The sequence below is a fragment of the Niallia sp. FSL W8-0951 genome, from assembly GCF_038006525.1.
Taxonomy (GTDB): domain Bacteria; phylum Bacillota; class Bacilli; order Bacillales; family Cytobacillaceae; genus Niallia; species Niallia circulans.
On sequence record NZ_JBBOVK010000001.1, the window covers coordinates 283,059 to 299,375 of the forward strand.

At 34.2% G+C, this 16,317-nt stretch carries 15 protein-coding genes; 7 read left to right on the top strand and 8 right to left on the bottom strand.

Going from position 1 to position 16,317, the window contains the following annotated elements; translation table 11 throughout:
• Positions 1–25: 25 nt before the first annotated feature.
• Both NSS71_RS01260 and NSS71_RS01265 read right to left on the bottom strand, forming a co-directional pair.
• A complete protein-coding gene (locus tag NSS71_RS01260) occupies positions 26–1,615 on the bottom strand; it encodes a response regulator (RefSeq protein ID WP_341151233.1) in 1,590 nt (529 codons plus the stop codon).
• A gap of 1 nt (position 1,616) precedes the next feature.
• Positions 1,617–3,455 (bottom strand): sensor histidine kinase, encoded by a 1,839-nt coding sequence (locus tag NSS71_RS01265; RefSeq protein ID WP_061800265.1) that lies wholly within the window; start codon positions 3,453–3,455, stop codon positions 1,617–1,619.
• 211 nt (positions 3,456–3,666) lie between these two features.
• Here NSS71_RS01265 and NSS71_RS01270 point away from each other — a divergent pair, with 211 nt between their 5' ends.
• The 6 genes from NSS71_RS01270 (at position 3,667) to NSS71_RS01295 (ending at position 8,826) form a co-directional block, all read left to right on the top strand.
• Positions 3,667–4,947: a sugar ABC transporter substrate-binding protein gene (locus NSS71_RS01270; RefSeq protein WP_328283155.1), complete on the top strand. Its 1,281-nt coding sequence runs from the start codon at positions 3,667–3,669 to the stop codon at positions 4,945–4,947.
• A 75-nt stretch (positions 4,948–5,022) separates the two neighbouring features.
• The gene (locus NSS71_RS01275; RefSeq protein ID WP_047941420.1) at positions 5,023–5,916 is read left to right on the top strand and encodes a carbohydrate ABC transporter permease; all 894 of its coding nucleotides are present in this window, start codon (positions 5,023–5,025) and stop codon (positions 5,914–5,916) included.
• Positions 5,917–5,930: 14 nt separating this feature from the next.
• Positions 5,931–6,773 carry a carbohydrate ABC transporter permease gene (locus NSS71_RS01280; RefSeq protein ID WP_047941421.1) on the top strand — a complete coding sequence of 281 codons (843 nt, stop codon included), beginning with the start codon at positions 5,931–5,933 and terminating at the stop codon, positions 6,771–6,773.
• Positions 6,774–6,791: 18 nt separating this feature from the next.
• Complete coding sequence (locus tag NSS71_RS01285; RefSeq protein ID WP_047941422.1) at positions 6,792–7,892, top strand: glycoside hydrolase family 172 protein; 1,101 nt, start codon at positions 6,792–6,794, stop codon at positions 7,890–7,892.
• Between the two features lie 95 nt (positions 7,893–7,987).
• Complete coding sequence (locus tag NSS71_RS01290; RefSeq protein ID WP_082138277.1) at positions 7,988–8,104, top strand: DUF4023 family protein; 117 nt, start codon at positions 7,988–7,990, stop codon at positions 8,102–8,104.
• Positions 8,105–8,550: 446 nt separating this feature from the next.
• Entirely contained in the window at positions 8,551–8,826 is a 276-nt protein-coding gene (locus tag NSS71_RS01295) for a YqhV family protein (RefSeq protein WP_047941423.1), read from the top strand.
• Positions 8,827–8,907: 81 nt separating this feature from the next.
• Here the strand turns inward: NSS71_RS01295 and NSS71_RS01300 are convergent, their stop codons facing one another.
• Positions 8,908–9,318, bottom strand: a complete 411-nt coding sequence (locus NSS71_RS01300) for a hypothetical protein (protein ID WP_341151234.1) — start codon at positions 9,316–9,318, stop codon at positions 8,908–8,910.
• A 214-nt stretch (positions 9,319–9,532) separates the two neighbouring features.
• On the opposite strand from NSS71_RS01300, the gene NSS71_RS01305 reads away from it, so the two are divergent.
• Positions 9,533–10,795: an MFS transporter gene (locus NSS71_RS01305; protein WP_061800326.1), complete on the top strand. Its 1,263-nt coding sequence runs from the start codon at positions 9,533–9,535 to the stop codon at positions 10,793–10,795.
• 30 nt (positions 10,796–10,825) lie between these two features.
• Here NSS71_RS01305 and NSS71_RS01310 read toward each other — a convergent pair whose 3' ends face one another.
• The 5 genes from NSS71_RS01310 to NSS71_RS01330 all read right to left on the bottom strand — a co-directional run bounded on the left by NSS71_RS01310 (position 10,826) and on the right by NSS71_RS01330 (position 16,184).
• Positions 10,826–11,485: a YitT family protein gene (locus NSS71_RS01310; RefSeq protein WP_341151235.1), complete on the bottom strand. Its 660-nt coding sequence runs from the start codon at positions 11,483–11,485 to the stop codon at positions 10,826–10,828.
• A gap of 224 nt (positions 11,486–11,709) precedes the next feature.
• A complete protein-coding gene (locus NSS71_RS01315; RefSeq protein WP_341151236.1) occupies positions 11,710–12,504 on the bottom strand; it encodes an ATP-binding cassette domain-containing protein in 795 nt (264 codons plus the stop codon).
• A 19-nt stretch (positions 12,505–12,523) separates the two neighbouring features.
• Positions 12,524–13,306, bottom strand: coding sequence for an aliphatic sulfonate ABC transporter permease SsuC (gene ssuC, locus NSS71_RS01320; RefSeq protein ID WP_061800256.1), 783 nt, complete (start codon positions 13,304–13,306; stop codon positions 12,524–12,526).
• On the bottom strand, positions 13,303–14,298 hold the full coding sequence (locus NSS71_RS01325; protein ID WP_341151237.1) for a sulfonate ABC transporter substrate-binding protein: 996 nt from the start codon (positions 14,296–14,298) through the stop codon (positions 13,303–13,305). The genes ssuC and NSS71_RS01325 overlap by 4 nt, the downstream gene beginning before the upstream one ends.
• 425 nt (positions 14,299–14,723) lie before the next feature.
• Positions 14,724–16,184 carry a spore germination protein gene (locus tag NSS71_RS01330; RefSeq protein ID WP_047941429.1) on the bottom strand — a complete coding sequence of 487 codons (1,461 nt, stop codon included), beginning with the start codon at positions 16,182–16,184 and terminating at the stop codon, positions 14,724–14,726.
• Positions 16,185–16,317 lie beyond the last annotated feature (133 nt).

Consider the following 16,317-nt stretch of genomic DNA (forward strand, 5'->3'; position numbering starts at 1 on the left):
AAAATTGATAGTAGAATAAAAATATTTAAACAATAGTGGAATGAGTACGATATTCAGTTGGTGTTAGTCCGGTTACTTTTTTAAAGGATGCACTAAAATAATATTGATTGGAATAACCTACTTTTTCACTGATCTCCATAATTGGTATGCTTGTAAAAGATAAGAATTCTTTTGCCTTATTTATTCTTAGAAATGTAATATATTTAGATATACTGGTATTTTTAATTTTCTTAAAAATAGATCCAACATAGGATGGGCTCATATTAATATGGTTACTGATTGTATTTAAGTTCAGAGTCATATCATTATAATGATTCTCAATAAATTGTATGATCTGTTCAGCGATCTGATTATGTTTAGAATGAATAGATTGTTGAATTTTCTCGCTAGTAAGAAGACAAATTTTTTCTAGATTTTCACAAACTTCTTCTACCGTGTTAAATGTATCCAAGATAGAAAAGGTATGCGTTATTTTCTCCACAATTTCCGTATCTTTAATTTCTACTTCATAGAGAAAACGCAAAATTTTTGACAGAATGGATGAAATATATGAGAGAATGCCATTTTTATTATAATATACACTAGACCAGTTTTTTTCTATATAAGCTAGAAATTCTTTTATTCCCTGTTTGTCCTTTTTAGAGATTAAATTAATGAGCAATTCTTCATCTTGTCTCGATAGAAAAAGAGGAGTAGGAGCAGCTTGATGTATTTCTTCTGTTGAATATATATTATCGTCTCCAAAAATAAATTTATATTCCGTTGCTTTTTTTGCATTTCGATAAGAATTTGAAATTTCCCATATAGATTGTACGCCATGACCAATTCCTATTGTAATCGTAAAAAAATCAAACTGTTTCTTTATCGTCTCGAAAGCTTTCATAACAAAAGTACTTAATTTATAGGGATATTGTTTATGACCAACAATAAAAATTATTCTTCCACCTTGATTTATAGTATAGACATCCTCAGAGGAGAAGTAGTCTTCTACAGCATGAATTAGTTGAAAAGTATTGAGATGATATCGCTCTACTCCGAGGCTGTTCATGCAGTCTATATGTTTACTTATCTCTAAATATACACAAATGTATTGCTTCTTTGTAAATTGCAAATTTAGATAACTAGCTTGATTTTGAAGCATGTATTCTGCATAAGTTGGACCAGCATTAATAAGGTTTAAAAAGAATTTCTCTTTCAATATTGGTTGACCATGTTTTAACTGTTCCATCGTTTCTTTTTCTTGTTGAATATTCCGGAGTACTTTTTGAATGACAGTAGTGAGATAATCATAGTCAATTGGCTTTTCGACATAGTCACAAATATTAAGTCTAATTGCTTCCTGTGCATAAATAAAGTCATCATATGAACTGATAAATATAATTTTTATAAAAGGAAATTTTGTTAATAAGGTTTTAGCCAAATCGATTCCAGTTATTTCTGGCATTTGAATATCGGAAATAACTATATCTGGCTGAATTTTTTCTATTTCTTTTAGTGCTTCTATCCCACTAGCATATATCCCACAAACGGTTGCTCCCATCTCTTCCCACTTTATGTTTTTGAAAATACCTTCTAAACAAACGGTGTTGTCGTCAATCATTATAATTTTTTTCATTTTATCCTCCTAATTCTTCAAAAAATAATTCTTCCGATATCATTTGGTGGATAGTGAAGGAAACTAGAGTACCCTGTGGATGTAATCTACTTATTTGTATTGTCGGGTTTTCGGATGAATATAAAGATAATCGAGAATTTACGTTGCTTAGACCAAAATGATTTGTACGTAATGCAGTATTGTTTAGAACCTGATTTATTGTTTCTATCTTTTCATCCGTAATTCCTCGCCCATTATCTTGGATCGTAAATTGAATAGCATCATTTTTATAGGTAATAGAAATTTGAATGGATAATGGTGTGTTAACATTTTTAATTCCATGGTGGATACAATTTTCCAAAATAGGCTGCAGAACAAATTTTGGAATAAGAAAATTTTCAATTCCTTCCTCTTTCTCTATCATCCAATGAAATTCCATACTTTTGTTTAATTTTTCTAACTGGAGATAAACTTGAGCAATTTCTAGTTCATCCTTTATTAGGATAAGTTCATCGCCTTTCTTTAAAATCATTCGGTAGAACTGTGCCAATTGGGATATCATTTTATTTGCATCATCTATTCGACCAAGGGTTTGACAAGTTTTAATAGAATCAAGCATGTTATATAGAAAGTGAGGGTTTATTTTAGATTGTTCTAACTGATATTTCATTTTTTCTTCCTGTATTTTGAAATTTAAAATAGCAGTAAAATTGGTATTTATCGATTCTGTCATATTATTAAATGTTATTGCCAATGAATCAAATTCATCTTTAAAGTCCTTTTTTTTATCTATAGGCAACTTAACAGAAATAAGATTATTATTATCTAAAGAGATTGACTTAATCGTTTTAGCTATTGTTCTTATTTTTTTACTTAATTCTTTGGAGATGAATAAACTGCTGACAATACTAATGATAATAACTAGTATGACCGCAGAAATTAAGATACTTATAAGGACTATAGTATTTTTAACAATATAGCTTGTTGGAACTTCTGTAACAATATACCAGCCAGTTATTTCGTTACGTTTAAAAACATACTGGTTATCCTTGATTTTAAAGGGCTGTTCATTCATTGTTGCTATTTTGTTAAATATCTTTTTTTCAATTGGCTGGCCGATAAGCCTGCTATTATTATGTGCTAAAATAATCCCGTTTTGATCAATTAAAAAGCTATTAATAGAAGAGTCAGTAGTACTTTCATCAAGTAATTGATTTACTTCCTTTACATCTAAATCAAGAAAAATGGCATAATCTATTGTTTTCGTGTCCTTCTTTTGGTAAGTGATAAAACAACTTAAATACCTTTTATTTTGATAAGACTGATTGACAACAAAGGGCTCATTAATATTCTCAGATAGAATCCATTCTAGCTTGTTCGTACTAATAGATAGTTGCTGGTCATTTATTATTCCACGTTTATATAAATCATTTGTAGAAAAGAAGGTAATTCCTTCATCACTAAAAAGAAATTGTGGTTTTATATAAATGGTGATATTATCCAACAAGTAAGCTTCTTTTAAGTAAATAATATTATTCCTAACAGAGCTATATGATTCTAATTGGTCCGATAACTTTTGTGGTGGTTGAATTACTAAAGGATATAAATAATTCTGAATTAAACTGGAAGCATTTTTCATCTGCTCAAAACGATTAGAAAGAATTACATTTAATTGATTACTTGAATAAGAGATGGAATCAAATATTTTATTTTTTGCAATATTGTAAGACAGGAAATAAGAGAGAACGCTTAAAGAGATTAACGGAATAATGGAAGTAAGAAGAAAACTCCATAAAAGCTTCTTTTGAAAACTAATAAAGTATCTTTGACAAAGTTTCTTTAAATAGAAGTATAGACGCATACAATATTTCTCCTCCTCCATTCAGAAACCGCTTACTTTTTATCCATAAGTTTATCTAGAAAAGTTTATTAAAGCAATAGATTTAAAAAAATATAATCAATCAACAAATATTATATTTTTTAGATGAGAATTTATATTTAAGTGTTTTTTTTTCTTTTATATAATGAATTTGCATATTTGAAAGCGCTTTATAAAAAGGGAGGTTAAGAGAATGCAAAAATCAAGAAAGTGGCACAGCATAGCTTTATGCATAATGATTGTAACAGCAATTTTCCTAACTGGCTGTGTAGGAGTAAATAACACAAGTTCTAATGCTGATCAAGATTCCGGAGGCGAAGGTAAGGTTGAAGGAGAAACCATTACTTTAATGACAAATGATTCAACAAAGGCAGGATGGTCTGCCTATCAGAAGAAAATAGAAGAGGCAACTGGAGTGAAGTTAAATATTATTGTTACACCTACTAACCCTGATGATATGGTAGCTAAAATGACGACTATTCTTTCTTCAGGTGATAATACAATTGATTTAATGCATGTTAATGATGAATTAATTACAGCTTTTTCAAGAGCAGACTATTTAGAGCCCTTAGAGAAAGAGGTTATGACTCCTGAAATCGTGAAAAATTTTTCTGAGCAATATATAAAGGATATACCAACATATAATGGGAGCATCTTTTCCGTGCCTAGCTACTTAGAAATCTTAGCATTTTGGGTGAATAATGAATTATTGAAAAAAACAGGTATGGAGGCTCCAAAGTCAAAAGAAGAATTTCTTGAATACGCTAAAGCGGTAACAAAAGACGGCGTATATGGTTATGGAGGCTCATGGGAAAAAAGTTATGTTTTTAATGAAATTGGTACTTTTGTTAATCTCTTTGGCGGCGATTATTTTGATTGGACCAATCCCAAAACAAAAGAAGCATTGCAGTTTATGTATGATTTAGCACACAAAGAAAAAGTGACCCCGATATCCCAGCTTGCTGATATCTATGACCCTATGAATCAAAAATTTATTGATGGGAAATATGGAATGTTATTTATGTATACAGGTGCAATTCCTACATTTGAAGAAGCTGGGAAATTTAGTCCTGAACAATTGAATATAGAGCCGATGCCAACTTTTGAGACAAACGATGCCTTTATTGCTTCCTGGCATTATGTATTAAATAAATCTTCTGAGAAGAAAGCTGCATCAAAAAAAGTGCTGCAATATATTGCTAGCCCAGATGGACAATTAGCATATAGCGAAATGTCTGGGAGACTTCCTGCCCGTCTGGATGTAATTAATGATCCTAAATTTACTGCAAAAGGATTAGAGAGTGTCAAAGAATATATCAGCAATAGTACGTTAAGAGGTAGACCTTTAGTTCCACAGGCTATGGAGTTTGTTAATGGAATTGGAGCGATATTCCAAAAGTATATTTCTGATGAAATAAGTTTAGATGAAGCGGTAGAGCAGGCTCAAAAGGAAATCGCTCGTTTGGCCAAGTAAGTACAATCTTGAAATAAATAAAGAGGATTAAATTTATAGATAATTTTGATCCTCTTTATGGAAAGGAGCTATCAAATGAAGACTTTTCTAAATAAATCCTTTCAAAACAGGTTAGTTATTGCTTGGATTTTGATACTACCGGTATTAATTATTAGAGGATTTACGATTATTTATCCAATCATAGTTACTTTTATTAATAGTATGTTTGAAATTAATATGTTTAAAGGCGGGGTTGCAACATTTATTGGTTTTCAAAACTTTTTTGCTATTTTTAAAGATGATAAGATTATCACCTCTTTGGAATTTACATTGATTTTTACCATCATATCCATGATCTTTCATGTGATCTTCGGTATATTCTTAGCTGTTTTATTAAATCAGAAGTTTAAAGGAAAGAAGTTTTTACGAACAATTGTTTTAATACCATGGGCAATGCCTATGGTTGTAACAGGGTTAGCAGCAAGATGGGCATTTAATGATAGCTATGGTTTGGTGAATGATTTAATACGAAGAATCTTTACTACATTTCACTTCGATTGGCTGATTCACCCAGAATCTACAAGAATTGCGGTGATTTTGGTGGACTTATGGAAAGATGTTCCTTTCTTTGCGATTCTCGTTTTAGCAGGACTTCAGTTTATCCCAGAAGAGATTTATGAATCTGCTAAAATGGATGGTTCAAATATGGTTAGAACATTTTTCTCTATTACAATTCCACTAATAATGAAGAATTTGTTGACACTATGTATCTTTTTCACCATGTGGCGAATTGTAAGCTATGATATTGTCTATGCCATGACTACTGGAGGACCTGGTGATTCGACAAGCTTACTAGCATATAGAATTGCAGTAGAAGCTTTCACGAACTTAAATATTGGCTATGCCTCTGCTATAGCAGTACTTTTATTTTTGATGATGATTATTATCAGCAGTATAAGTTTATTAGGGATCAAGAAAAATGACTATTAGGAGGTATGTAAAGAATGAATATAAGGTCGATGAAAAGTTTTTATTTTTTTCTTAGATGGGGATTGACCTTTGTTGTAGCAATTATTATCTTGCTACCTCTTTACTGGATTTTTATTTCATCTATAACACCAAAGGGTTCTCTATTCCAAACTCCTATTGATTACTTTCCTAAGATCATTACTTTTCAAAACTATAAAGATTTATTTATTCAATTGGGAATTGGGGAAATGGCGATTAATACATTGCTGATTACTGGTTTATCTCTAGTTGCTTCTATTATATTTGGTACGGCAGCAGCATATGGGTTTGCCAGATATGACTATTCGAGAGGAGTTAGCTGGGGATATAAATTGCTGTTGTTTTCAGCACTAATCCCACCTGTTATAACTGCGCGACCTCTATACGATTTTATGAAGTCTGTACAATTGGTTGATACCTATTTGGGGTTAACCATTTTATATACAAGTTCCTTGCTCCCTTTCTCTGTACTAATTCTCTATAATTTCGTTAAACAAATTCCTCCATCTTTGGAAGAAGCTGCTCAAGTAGATGGAGCGAATTTTTTACAAGTATTATTCAAAGTGTATTTTCCGCTGATGAAGCCAGCTATAGCTACTGTTAGTATTATTAACTTTATCCAATGTTTAAATGAGTTTTTTACACCTTTATTTTTTTCTTACAAAATTAAAGTATTAAGTGTGGGGATTACAACGATTCCAAGAACAAGTAACTTTGAAGTGCCTTGGGATTTAATAAGTTCCATGGGTTGGTTCATTACTTTACCTATTATTTTATTTGTGATGATATTTGAAAAGAACATTATGGAAGGAATTATCGCTGGAGGAGTTAAACAATAAAAAAATTGGAGTGATACGATGTTTAATGGATTATCTACTTTACCTATTTTAAATAATGGAAGAACAAGAGCGATTAATGCGGAAAATCCTACTGGTGAAAAAGGAGGTGGCGGGAAGGCAGCTAGTAATCTTGGACCTTCGAGAAAAGGGGCTCCGTGTTTAAGAGATATTAAATCAGGCGAAATAAAAGTTTTAGCTGAAATTGATGGACCAGGTGTTATTGAACATATTTGGATAACGGTTCCTGCGAAAATAAATGATAAAAATCCGTTTGTATTGAGAGATATTATTCTCAGAATGTATTGGGATGATGAAGAGAATCCATCAGTTGAAAGCCCTTTGGGAGATTTCTTTTGCTGTGGATTTGGGCAAGGCTGTTTAGTGAATTCCATGCCTATAGCCGTTAATCCGAACAGAGGAATGAATAGTTATTTTTCTATGCCTTTTCATAAAAAAGCACGCATTACGATCGAAAATCAATGTGAGGATGCAATTCCTGCCTTTTTTTATCAAGTAGACTATTGCTTATATGATTCTTTGCCAAAAGAAATTGCTTATTTTCATGCCCAATGGAGAAGACAGAGTATTACTGAAAAAGGGCAGGATTATATTATTTTAGATGGTGTGAAAGGAAAAGGGCAGTATGTTGGTACGTATATGGCATTATCTACATTAGAAAGATATTGGTGGGGAGAAGGGGAGGTAAAGGTTTTTCTAGATGGAGATAAAGAATATCCGACAATTTGCGGAACTGGAACAGAGGATTATTTTGGTGGTGCTTGGAGTTTTGCAACATATAATGAGCATGGCAAAATGGACGAAACAACTTATTCTACACCTTTTTTAGGTTATCCGTTTTATGCTAAACAGGATAATACAGTTGTTAATCCTTACCATAATGATGATGTACCGCCAATGCGTGGATTTTATCGCTGGCATATTATGGATCCTATTCGCTTTGAAGAGGATCTCAAGATAACCGTACAACAAATTGGTGTCAGCCATCGTGGTTTGTTTGAGAGACAGGATGATGTTTCTACTGTTGCTTATTGGTATCAGACATTGCCTCATGAGCCATTTCCTGTTTTCCCTTTAAGAGAAGAACGATGGCCACGATAAAATATATCATCCTTAAATAAGAATTAATTTGTTTTCAAGAATGTAAATCCGCTAATCGGTTAAAATAACAAGAACAACTTTGAGGAGGATTAAAAATGGAAGACACAGGTAAATTCGTGGAAAAACTAAAGGATGATCAAAAGAAGCAAGAAAAAAATAAAAAGCATGGTAAAGGACATCCAGAGGCCAAATTACCAAATAAGCAGCACTAAAAATACATGCTAAAGAACTGCACCTTTATTTAGGGTGCAGTTTTTTTAGGTTACTATTCTCTTTCTTTTTCAAAAAAATCCTTATTGCTATCACGACTTGATAGCAATCTGCATACTTTAACAAAGGAGAAAGAGGAGAAAGGAAGAGATGGAATGAAAATTGAAAAAGTCATGACATATTATGGATATGATTTGATGATTAATGAAATTTTACATAAGAAGTGCCTGAAGTGTAAACAGTGGTATAAATTTGATGGGGAATTAGGTTATTGTAATTCATGTATAAGGGAGTTGGATAAAAAAAGACAGTGTTCTTTTCAACAATAGATTTGGTTTTATCATTCCGTTCGTCATCAGGATTTCTCTTTCGAGCTTCAAAAACATGTCCTATTAAACATCCCTCTGCATATAATGGTAGTAAATTTTGCTATTGGTGGGAGGAGTATATGTTATCGTTCATTGAAAAAGCAGTTCTCGGAATGGTTATCCTAAGATTATTATCTGGAAGCATAGAAATTACTGCAGCGCTTTTGATGCTGAAGACAAATGAAATAGAAAAGGCGCTTATAATCAATAGCTCCTTAGCAATTATTGGTCCTCTTGTACTTATAGCAACTACCTTTGTTGGCTTATGGGGTTTAACAGATAAAATATCCTTTGCTAAAATGATATGGATATTATTGGGGATTGGGCTGATTATATATGGGGTGAAAAGCGAATAATCAATAAAAATTGCCTTTTTCTCCTGTTCAGGTGGTCAAAAGGCAATTTATTTTAGCTTTTGGTTAATATCGCAAAAAGCATTAGGACATAATGACTTCCTTTGCGAGAACAGTTTCGATTTTCTTAAATAATTTTTGTATTTCCTCGCCTTTAGAAATATTGACATTTATTTCACTCAGACAATGTTCTTTAATTAAATCTATCTTTTTCTTTTTGTTCTCAGCCTCTTCGCTTTCTTTGTCATTAGCGTTTTTTAGCAGCTGTTCATTGCCATGATGAGTTAATATCCAAAAGGTATAAGTTAAATTTGGGTTTTTTTCTGGATAACTGAAGAATAGGACAAAGTGAATAAAAAAGTCTTTATCAAAATACTGTAATGTGCCTCTAAGGTAATTCTCCTCATTCTTACTAGAGGAAAGGGAGGTGCGAAAGCCTTTTTTTAATCCAATTTGTTCTATTTCATCCAGGATATACTCGATAAATAACTTCAATTTTTTTCCTCCGTTGTCCAAGTTTTATAACACTCACCTAATGTATTTTTCCTCTTGCTAAGTGTTAGTATTCTGGAATTAAACATATTTTGTAAGACAGAATAACTTTTCCATGTACGGATAATCTAACTAAAGATCCCTCAATCATAAAAGTAATGGATTATGCTGTACAGTAACGGAGGTAGTATTTGTGGAAAAGAAAAAAAATACAAAAATGACTGCAGTAGCGATTGGTTCTATCCCGCTTATCATGACACTAGGAAATTCCATGTTAATACCAATACTGCCAAAAATGCAATCGGAAATTAATCTTTCTGCTTTTCAAGCTAGTATGACGATAACGGTTTTTTCTGTAGTTGCCGCTTTCTTTATTCCTATTTTAGGCTATTTATCGGATCGTTTTACACGAAAATCTGTTATTCTTCCTGCTTTGTTTTTATATGGCGTTGGAGGTATATTAGCTGGATTTGCTGCGGCGAAATTTTCCCATGCTTATACATGGATCTTAGTAGGACGGTCTTTACAAGGGATAGGTGCTGCTGGAACCGCGCCGATAGCAATGGCATTAACGGCCGATTTATATAAAGGAGCGAAAGAAAGTAGGATATTGGGACTTGTGGAAGCATCCAATGGATTTGGGAAAGTGCTTTCTCCTATACTAGGTTCTGCCATTGCCTTAATTGTTTGGTATGGCGTATTTTTTGCTTTTCCAATGGTTGTATTAATTTCTATTATCTTGTCATGGATATTCATTAGAGAGAAAGAACATAGTAAAAAGCCTCCATCTCCAAGCAAATATATAAAAGGGTTAGTAAGTGTTTTTAAACATGAAGGAAAATGGTTATTTACGGCATACTTAGCAGGGGCAACCTGTTTATTTACGCTCTTCGGTATTCTTTTCTATTTATCAGATACATTAGAGAAAACGCATAAAATTGATGGAATTATCAAGGGGTTAATACTAGCAATTCCCTTATTAATAATGTGTACAACATCCTATATTACAGGAAGTAAAATAGGAAAAAATCAAAAATTAATGAAAAAGTTAATCGTTCTTGGTTTTATTTTTGTCACTGCATCTTATGCAAGCTTAAGTTTATTTAAGGGCCTTGTTCCTTTTATAGCAGTCCTTGCAGTCAGCAGTGTTGGAACTGGTTTGATTTTGCCGTGTATTAATAGTTTTATTACAGGTGCTGTTGGCCAAGAAAGAAGGGGGTTCGTTACTTCTTTATATGGTTCTGTGCGGTTCCTGGGAGTTGCAATCGGACCGCCAATTTTCGGTAGGCTGATGGATTGGTCCCGTTTAGGTATGTTTTTATCAATAGCTGGATTTACTTGTCTAGTTGGTCTTCTTGCCCTGCTATTAATCAAAGGAGAGGATAACAAACAGCAGCAGGGAGAAAAAGGGAAGAAAGACAAAAAAGAAGAGGATACGAAAGAAGTCATTCCTTTTTTAGAGCCTATTGATGGAAGATGATAAGGATGTTTGGGATTATCCCGAACATCCTTATTTTTTCCGCCAGGCAAACGCAGGACCAGAGATGGGTAGACGAATTCTTAAATTATAGAGATAGGCAACAATTTTTGTAGAGAACCATTGACAGATGAGGGCTTGTATCACAATTTGCCAATCGATAATATAAGCAGTGATGACAAATATTACCCCATTTATCCAAAATAATGGTTTACCAGGATTAATATTTCTATATTTGGAGATGATTAAGGCAATAACTCCGATTCCACCATTCGAAACACCTTGCCTTAAGAGAATGCCAATTCCTGTACCTAGTACTAAGGATCCAATAAGCATATCTATCCAGACATTGGAAAAGGGTGTACTGAAATAGGTTTGGGAAAGATTAACGGCTATAGAAGTGATCGTAATTCCAAATAATGTTCCAACTGCACTGCTGCCGCCTAAGAAATGGATGGCAAAAAGGAGCATAGAAGAATTGATCATCCAAAGAATAATACTTAGGGGGATGTTGAAAAAAAAATGGAAGAGAACAGTTAAACCGCCAGCTCCCCCAGAAGGGATAGAATTTGGAAAAAGGAATATACCCATTGCACATCCTTGAATAATTGCACCAAGCAAAATGAAGGAGTATTGTCTACATATTCTTCTAAATCGATAAGGTGAATAAGCTACCGGCTTTTTTTTTCTCAAAAAAATCATCCCTCATTTAATATGCATGTCCACTATAATAACAAGTGTATGCAGAAACATGAAAAGGAATGACCTTTATTATAGGAATTGGGAGTCTTTCTTTCAAGGGACTGTTCGCTTAACACATCCTCAGTGATGGGGGTATTAGGTTTGTTTTGTTACCACGCTAAATAAGAAAAGAAGAAGACCAGACAAAAAAAGTCAGCCTCCTCCACTAATCCTCATTAATTTAGCTTTGGAATCGTTTTTAATGCTAGGTTTCGTTCCTCCTCAATCATTCGATGAGACTTTTCGTCGGTTGGATGGAGGATTTTTTTCAATATATCGTTAACTAAAGAGGCAAAAGCAGCATGATTTCGCTGGCGTGACCTTTCTAGAGTAATTGGTATATCTTGAGCAATGACGCCATCCTGAAGAACAATGACTCGATCAGCAAGCGCTACAGCCTCTTCGACATCATGCGTTACTAATAAGGAGGTGAATCCGTGGGTCATTTGAATATTTTCAATCATAGATTGCATTTCTAGACGGGTAAGAGCATCTAATGCTCCAAGGGGTTCATCGAGTAACAGCAGTCTTGGTTTATGCATAAGCGACCGAGCTAATGCTACACGCTGATTCTGTCCGCCAGAAAGATTTGCTGGCCATTCATCTTTCTTGTCTTCTAATCCAACATCACGCAAAACCTGAATGGCTTCCTCCCGGCGATTCCCTTTTAGTCCTAATTTTACATTATCTAATACGCGTTTCCATGGAAGTAAGCGCCCATCCTGGAACATCATGCATGCTTCCCTGTTTAAACTATTTAAAGGTTTTCCGTCGATGAGTATTTCGCCTTTAGTTGGTTTTTCTAACCCTGACAGTAAGCGAAGTAACGTGCTTTTTCCACAGCCGCTCTTTCCGACAATTGCAAGGAACTCGCCTCGATTTATTTTAAGATTTAGAGATTTTAAGACTTTGGTATCATTATAGCTTTTTTCAAGATTTTTTATTTCTAGATATATTTTTTCTTTCCTCATCTTCCAATCCTCCTTTACTTTAGGAATGTTTGTGGTAGCTAGGATGCCATTTAAGCCATCGTGTTTCCATAAAACGAGCGATTACATCAGAAAGTTTTCCAAGTAATGCATACAGGAGAATACTTAATACAATTACATCCATCCTCATAAATTCTCTTGCATTCATTGCCATATAACCAATCCCAGAAGTAGAGGATATTGTTTCCGCAACAATTAAAGTAATCCACATGATTCCTAATGAAAATCGTAAACCTACAAGAATGGAAGAAAGAGCGCCTGGAAATATAACATTTAGGAAAAGAGAAAAGCCATTTAGCCCATACATTTTTCCCATTTCGATTAATCCTTTATCAACGGATTTAATACCATGATAAGTATTAAGATAGATGGGGAATAAAACCCCTAAAGCTACAAGAAATACTTTTGCTTCTTCTCCAATCCCAAACCAAAGAATGACTAATGGTATTAGAGCTAAATGGGGAATATTTCGTAACATTTGAATAGAGGTGTCAAGTAATAGCTCTGTAAATCGGAATAAGCCGTTTAATAAACCTAATACAAATCCAATCGTACCACCGATCAGAAATCCAATAGACGCTCTCCATAAACTAATCCATACATGATGGGTTAATTCTCCCGTTTGAAAGAGATTGATGGCAGCCACATAGACATCCGATGGAGCGGGAAGTATTCGCGAGGAAATAATCCCTGCTTTAATAATCCATTGCCAGCTAATTAGCAATAAAATAGGAATACCCCACGGCAATATTTTTTTTATGAAGTAGAGAGATGTTTTCTTCACTGTTCCTCATCCTTTAAATCAATTGTATAGACGTTTTCATTCACCTTTATTTTCTTCGGGATAAGTTGGAGGTTATAAAAGGTATCTGCAATTTCTTGCTGTTCTTTTATAATCGATGCACTTATTTCTTCTACTCCATACACTCTTCTTTCCACAGCCATGTTCATAGAGGCTTCATCAATACCCAAAATAGAGGAAAGCATTTTTGTTAAATCTTCCGGATGCTCATTTGCCCACTGACATGATTTTTGTATTTCTTTCATCACTACTTTAATAATCTCTTTGTTTTCCTGAAGAAAGTCAGAGGAAGCTAGAAAGAAATCGCGGTCACTAGTTAGACCTTTTCCATTTACTAATAGTGTTGCATCAGCTTGTAACTGTGTATCTGCGGTAAAAGGATCCCATATAACCCAAGCGTCAATTTCCTTTTTTTCAAAAGCAATTCTTGCGTCTCCAGGCGATAAGTAAGCAGGTTCTATGTCACTATAGTTTAAACCAGCTTTTTCTAATGCTTTTACTAATAAATAATGGGAACTACTTCCTTTGGCAAAACCGATTTTTTTTCCTTTCAGGTCTACTAATGTCTTGATGGAAGAATCATTCTTCACTAAAATGCCAGAACCTTCAAACTTTGATTTTCCTGCAGCAACATACTGTAAGGTAGAATCAGAAGCTTGAGCAAAGATTGGAGGAGAATCACCTGACCGACCAAAATCTATACTTCCGGCATTTAATGCTTCAAGTAAAGCTGGGCCTGCTTGAAATTCATACCATTCTACTTTATATCCAAGTGGCTTTAAACGTTCTTCTAGGGTACCTAGCTCCTTCAAAATAAGGAGTGGTCCATTTTTTTGATAACCAATACGGAATACCTTATCATAGCTACTATTCTCACCTGGTGGTTTTGGTAATGAACAAGCAGAAAGAAAAATGGTAGATAAAAGCAGCATACATCCTAAGATTAAAGCGACTGTTTTCTTTCTTTTTTTCATATAGAAGCATCATCTCCTCATACTCTTATTTTATTTGTCAGCTATGTTAAGGAAGCTTGTAGAAGATGATATTCTCTGCCATCAATCACTAGTTAGGCATTAACGTACATATATTTTTCTTTCTGAAAAGTTGACTGTTTCATCATTCAAACCAACCATTTTTTTAACATAGCATATCCACATATTCTGTCTGGACTTTAGTTCTTTATAAATTATGCAAAGAATACTATTAGGTACCTGTTTAGTTTTTTTAGATATAATTTCTTTTTTGTTTTATCAAATAGGGAATTTAGAATGAAGGGGAGGGAGTAGTTAACCATTTAGGAAGGATCCTCGGACAAAGAACTTTACAGCACATAAAAAAACAGCCTTAGATTACCTAAGGCAAAAAGACCATACAAATGCAGAAATTGCTGGAATGACAATTATCGATCAGGATCATTTGGATTTAAAATACGGGGACGGCGATTCTTTAAAGGAATTGGTGTTCTGACAAGAATATCTCTCATTGCACGGTAATTGAATGGAATGAAAGGCCATAGATAGGGAACTCCAAATGATTTCGTTTTTGCAAGGAAGATAATAAACAGAGCTACCCCAACGATATATCCTGGAACTTTAAAGATAGCGGTAGAAATTAACAGCACAATCCGGACAAGTCTGTTTGCTAAACCAAGCTCATAACTAGGTGTTGCAAAAGTTCCGATGGCAGCAATGGAGAAATACAAAATGACTTCGTTTGAAAACAGCCCAACCTCTACTGCGACTTGTCCAATCATTAAGGCAGCCACAAGTCCTAATGCGGTTGCAAGCGATGTAGGTGTATGAATGGCGGCCATACGAAGCATATCCAGTCCAACTTCTATTAAAAGAAACTGAATAATTAAGGGAACCTGCCCTAATTCATTCGGTCCCAAAAAGGATAAAGATCCAGGCAATAGGCTTGGTTCTATACTCACTAAATACCACAAAGGTAATAAGAAAAGGGAAGCAAACACACCTAGGTAGCGAACAAAGCGTAAATAGGCACCTACAAGCGGATTGTTTCGATATTCTTCAGCATGCTGTAAATGATGCCAGAAAGTGACGGGGGTGATCATGGCAGACGGCGAGCCATCTACAAAAATACATATATGCCCTTCAAAAAGATGGATGGCCGTTGTATCAGGTCGTTCTGTATAACGTACTTTTGGGAAAGGATTCCAGTTGTTTCCTGAAATAAATTCCTCAATTGTTTTTTCTGCCATCGGTAATCCATCGGTATCAATATGGGACATCGCTTTCTTTAATTGTTCGACCATATCTGGATCTGCAATATCACCAATATAACAAATAACGATATCCGTTTTGGAACGACGCCCTACTTGCATAAATTCCATTCGCAGCGTCCGATCTCTGATTCTTCTTCTTGTCAGCGCTGTATTAAACACAATTGTTTCTACAAAGCCATCCCGGGAACCACGGACGACCCTCTCTGTATCAGGCTCTTGTGGTCCTCTGACAGGATAGGTTCTCGCATCAATCAGCAGGACTTCGTCAATACCTTCGATAAGGAGTGCTGTTGGACCTGAGAGCACATTATCGACAACCTTATTTAGATCATCAACAGTGCTGATTTCTATATAAGGTATATAGGTACTCAATAATTTCTTTAAAACATCTTTTCTTAATTCCTCTTTTTTTACTTTTGCAAGGAACTTCATGAGCAAATGTAATATATCATCTTTTACTAATCCATCTACAAGAAACATAGCCATTCGAATGCCAGCATATTCCACATCTAAATGGATTATGTCAAAGTTTTGTCCTACACCCAATTCTTCCTTAAGGTATCCAACATTCTGATCCAAATGACTGGATACTTTCTTCTTACTTATGTTTTCCATATCTCACCTCATACTAAAAACAGTTGTGGAATGATTTTTCTTTTTTATGTACTATATTTCATAATAGACATAGAGAAGGAAAAAAATACCCGCGAAGTAAAAGGTGAATTTTCATAATTAAGAGCCAAAATGA

Excerpts from the sequence above, each read along its gene's own strand:
- NSS71_RS01285 (WP_047941422.1), top strand. The coding sequence starts at position 6,792 with ATGTTTAATGGATTATCTACTTTACCTATTTTAAATAATGGAAGAACA.
- NSS71_RS01325 (WP_341151237.1), bottom strand. The coding sequence starts at position 14,298 with ATGAAAAAAAGAAAGAAAACAGTCGCTTTAATCTTAGGATGTATGCTG.
- NSS71_RS01330 (WP_047941429.1), bottom strand. The coding sequence starts at position 16,184 with ATGGAAAACATAAGTAAGAAGAAAGTATCCAGTCATTTGGATCAGAAT.
- NSS71_RS01315 (WP_341151236.1), bottom strand. The coding sequence starts at position 12,504 with ATGAGGAAAGAAAAAATATATCTAGAAATAAAAAATCTTGAAAAAAGC.
- NSS71_RS01265 (WP_061800265.1), bottom strand. The coding sequence starts at position 3,455 with ATGCGTCTATACTTCTATTTAAAGAAACTTTGTCAAAGATACTTTATT.
- NSS71_RS01270 (WP_328283155.1), top strand. The coding sequence starts at position 3,667 with ATGCAAAAATCAAGAAAGTGGCACAGCATAGCTTTATGCATAATGATT.
- NSS71_RS01295 (WP_047941423.1), top strand. The coding sequence starts at position 8,551 with ATGTTATCGTTCATTGAAAAAGCAGTTCTCGGAATGGTTATCCTAAGA.
- NSS71_RS01275 (WP_047941420.1), top strand. The coding sequence starts at position 5,023 with ATGAAGACTTTTCTAAATAAATCCTTTCAAAACAGGTTAGTTATTGCT.
- NSS71_RS01280 (WP_047941421.1), top strand. The coding sequence starts at position 5,931 with ATGAATATAAGGTCGATGAAAAGTTTTTATTTTTTTCTTAGATGGGGA.
- NSS71_RS01290 (WP_082138277.1), top strand. The coding sequence starts at position 7,988 with ATGGAAGACACAGGTAAATTCGTGGAAAAACTAAAGGATGATCAAAAG.
- NSS71_RS01260 (WP_341151233.1), bottom strand. The coding sequence starts at position 1,615 with ATGAAAAAAATTATAATGATTGACGACAACACCGTTTGTTTAGAAGGT.
- NSS71_RS01305 (WP_061800326.1), top strand. The coding sequence starts at position 9,533 with ATGACTGCAGTAGCGATTGGTTCTATCCCGCTTATCATGACACTAGGA.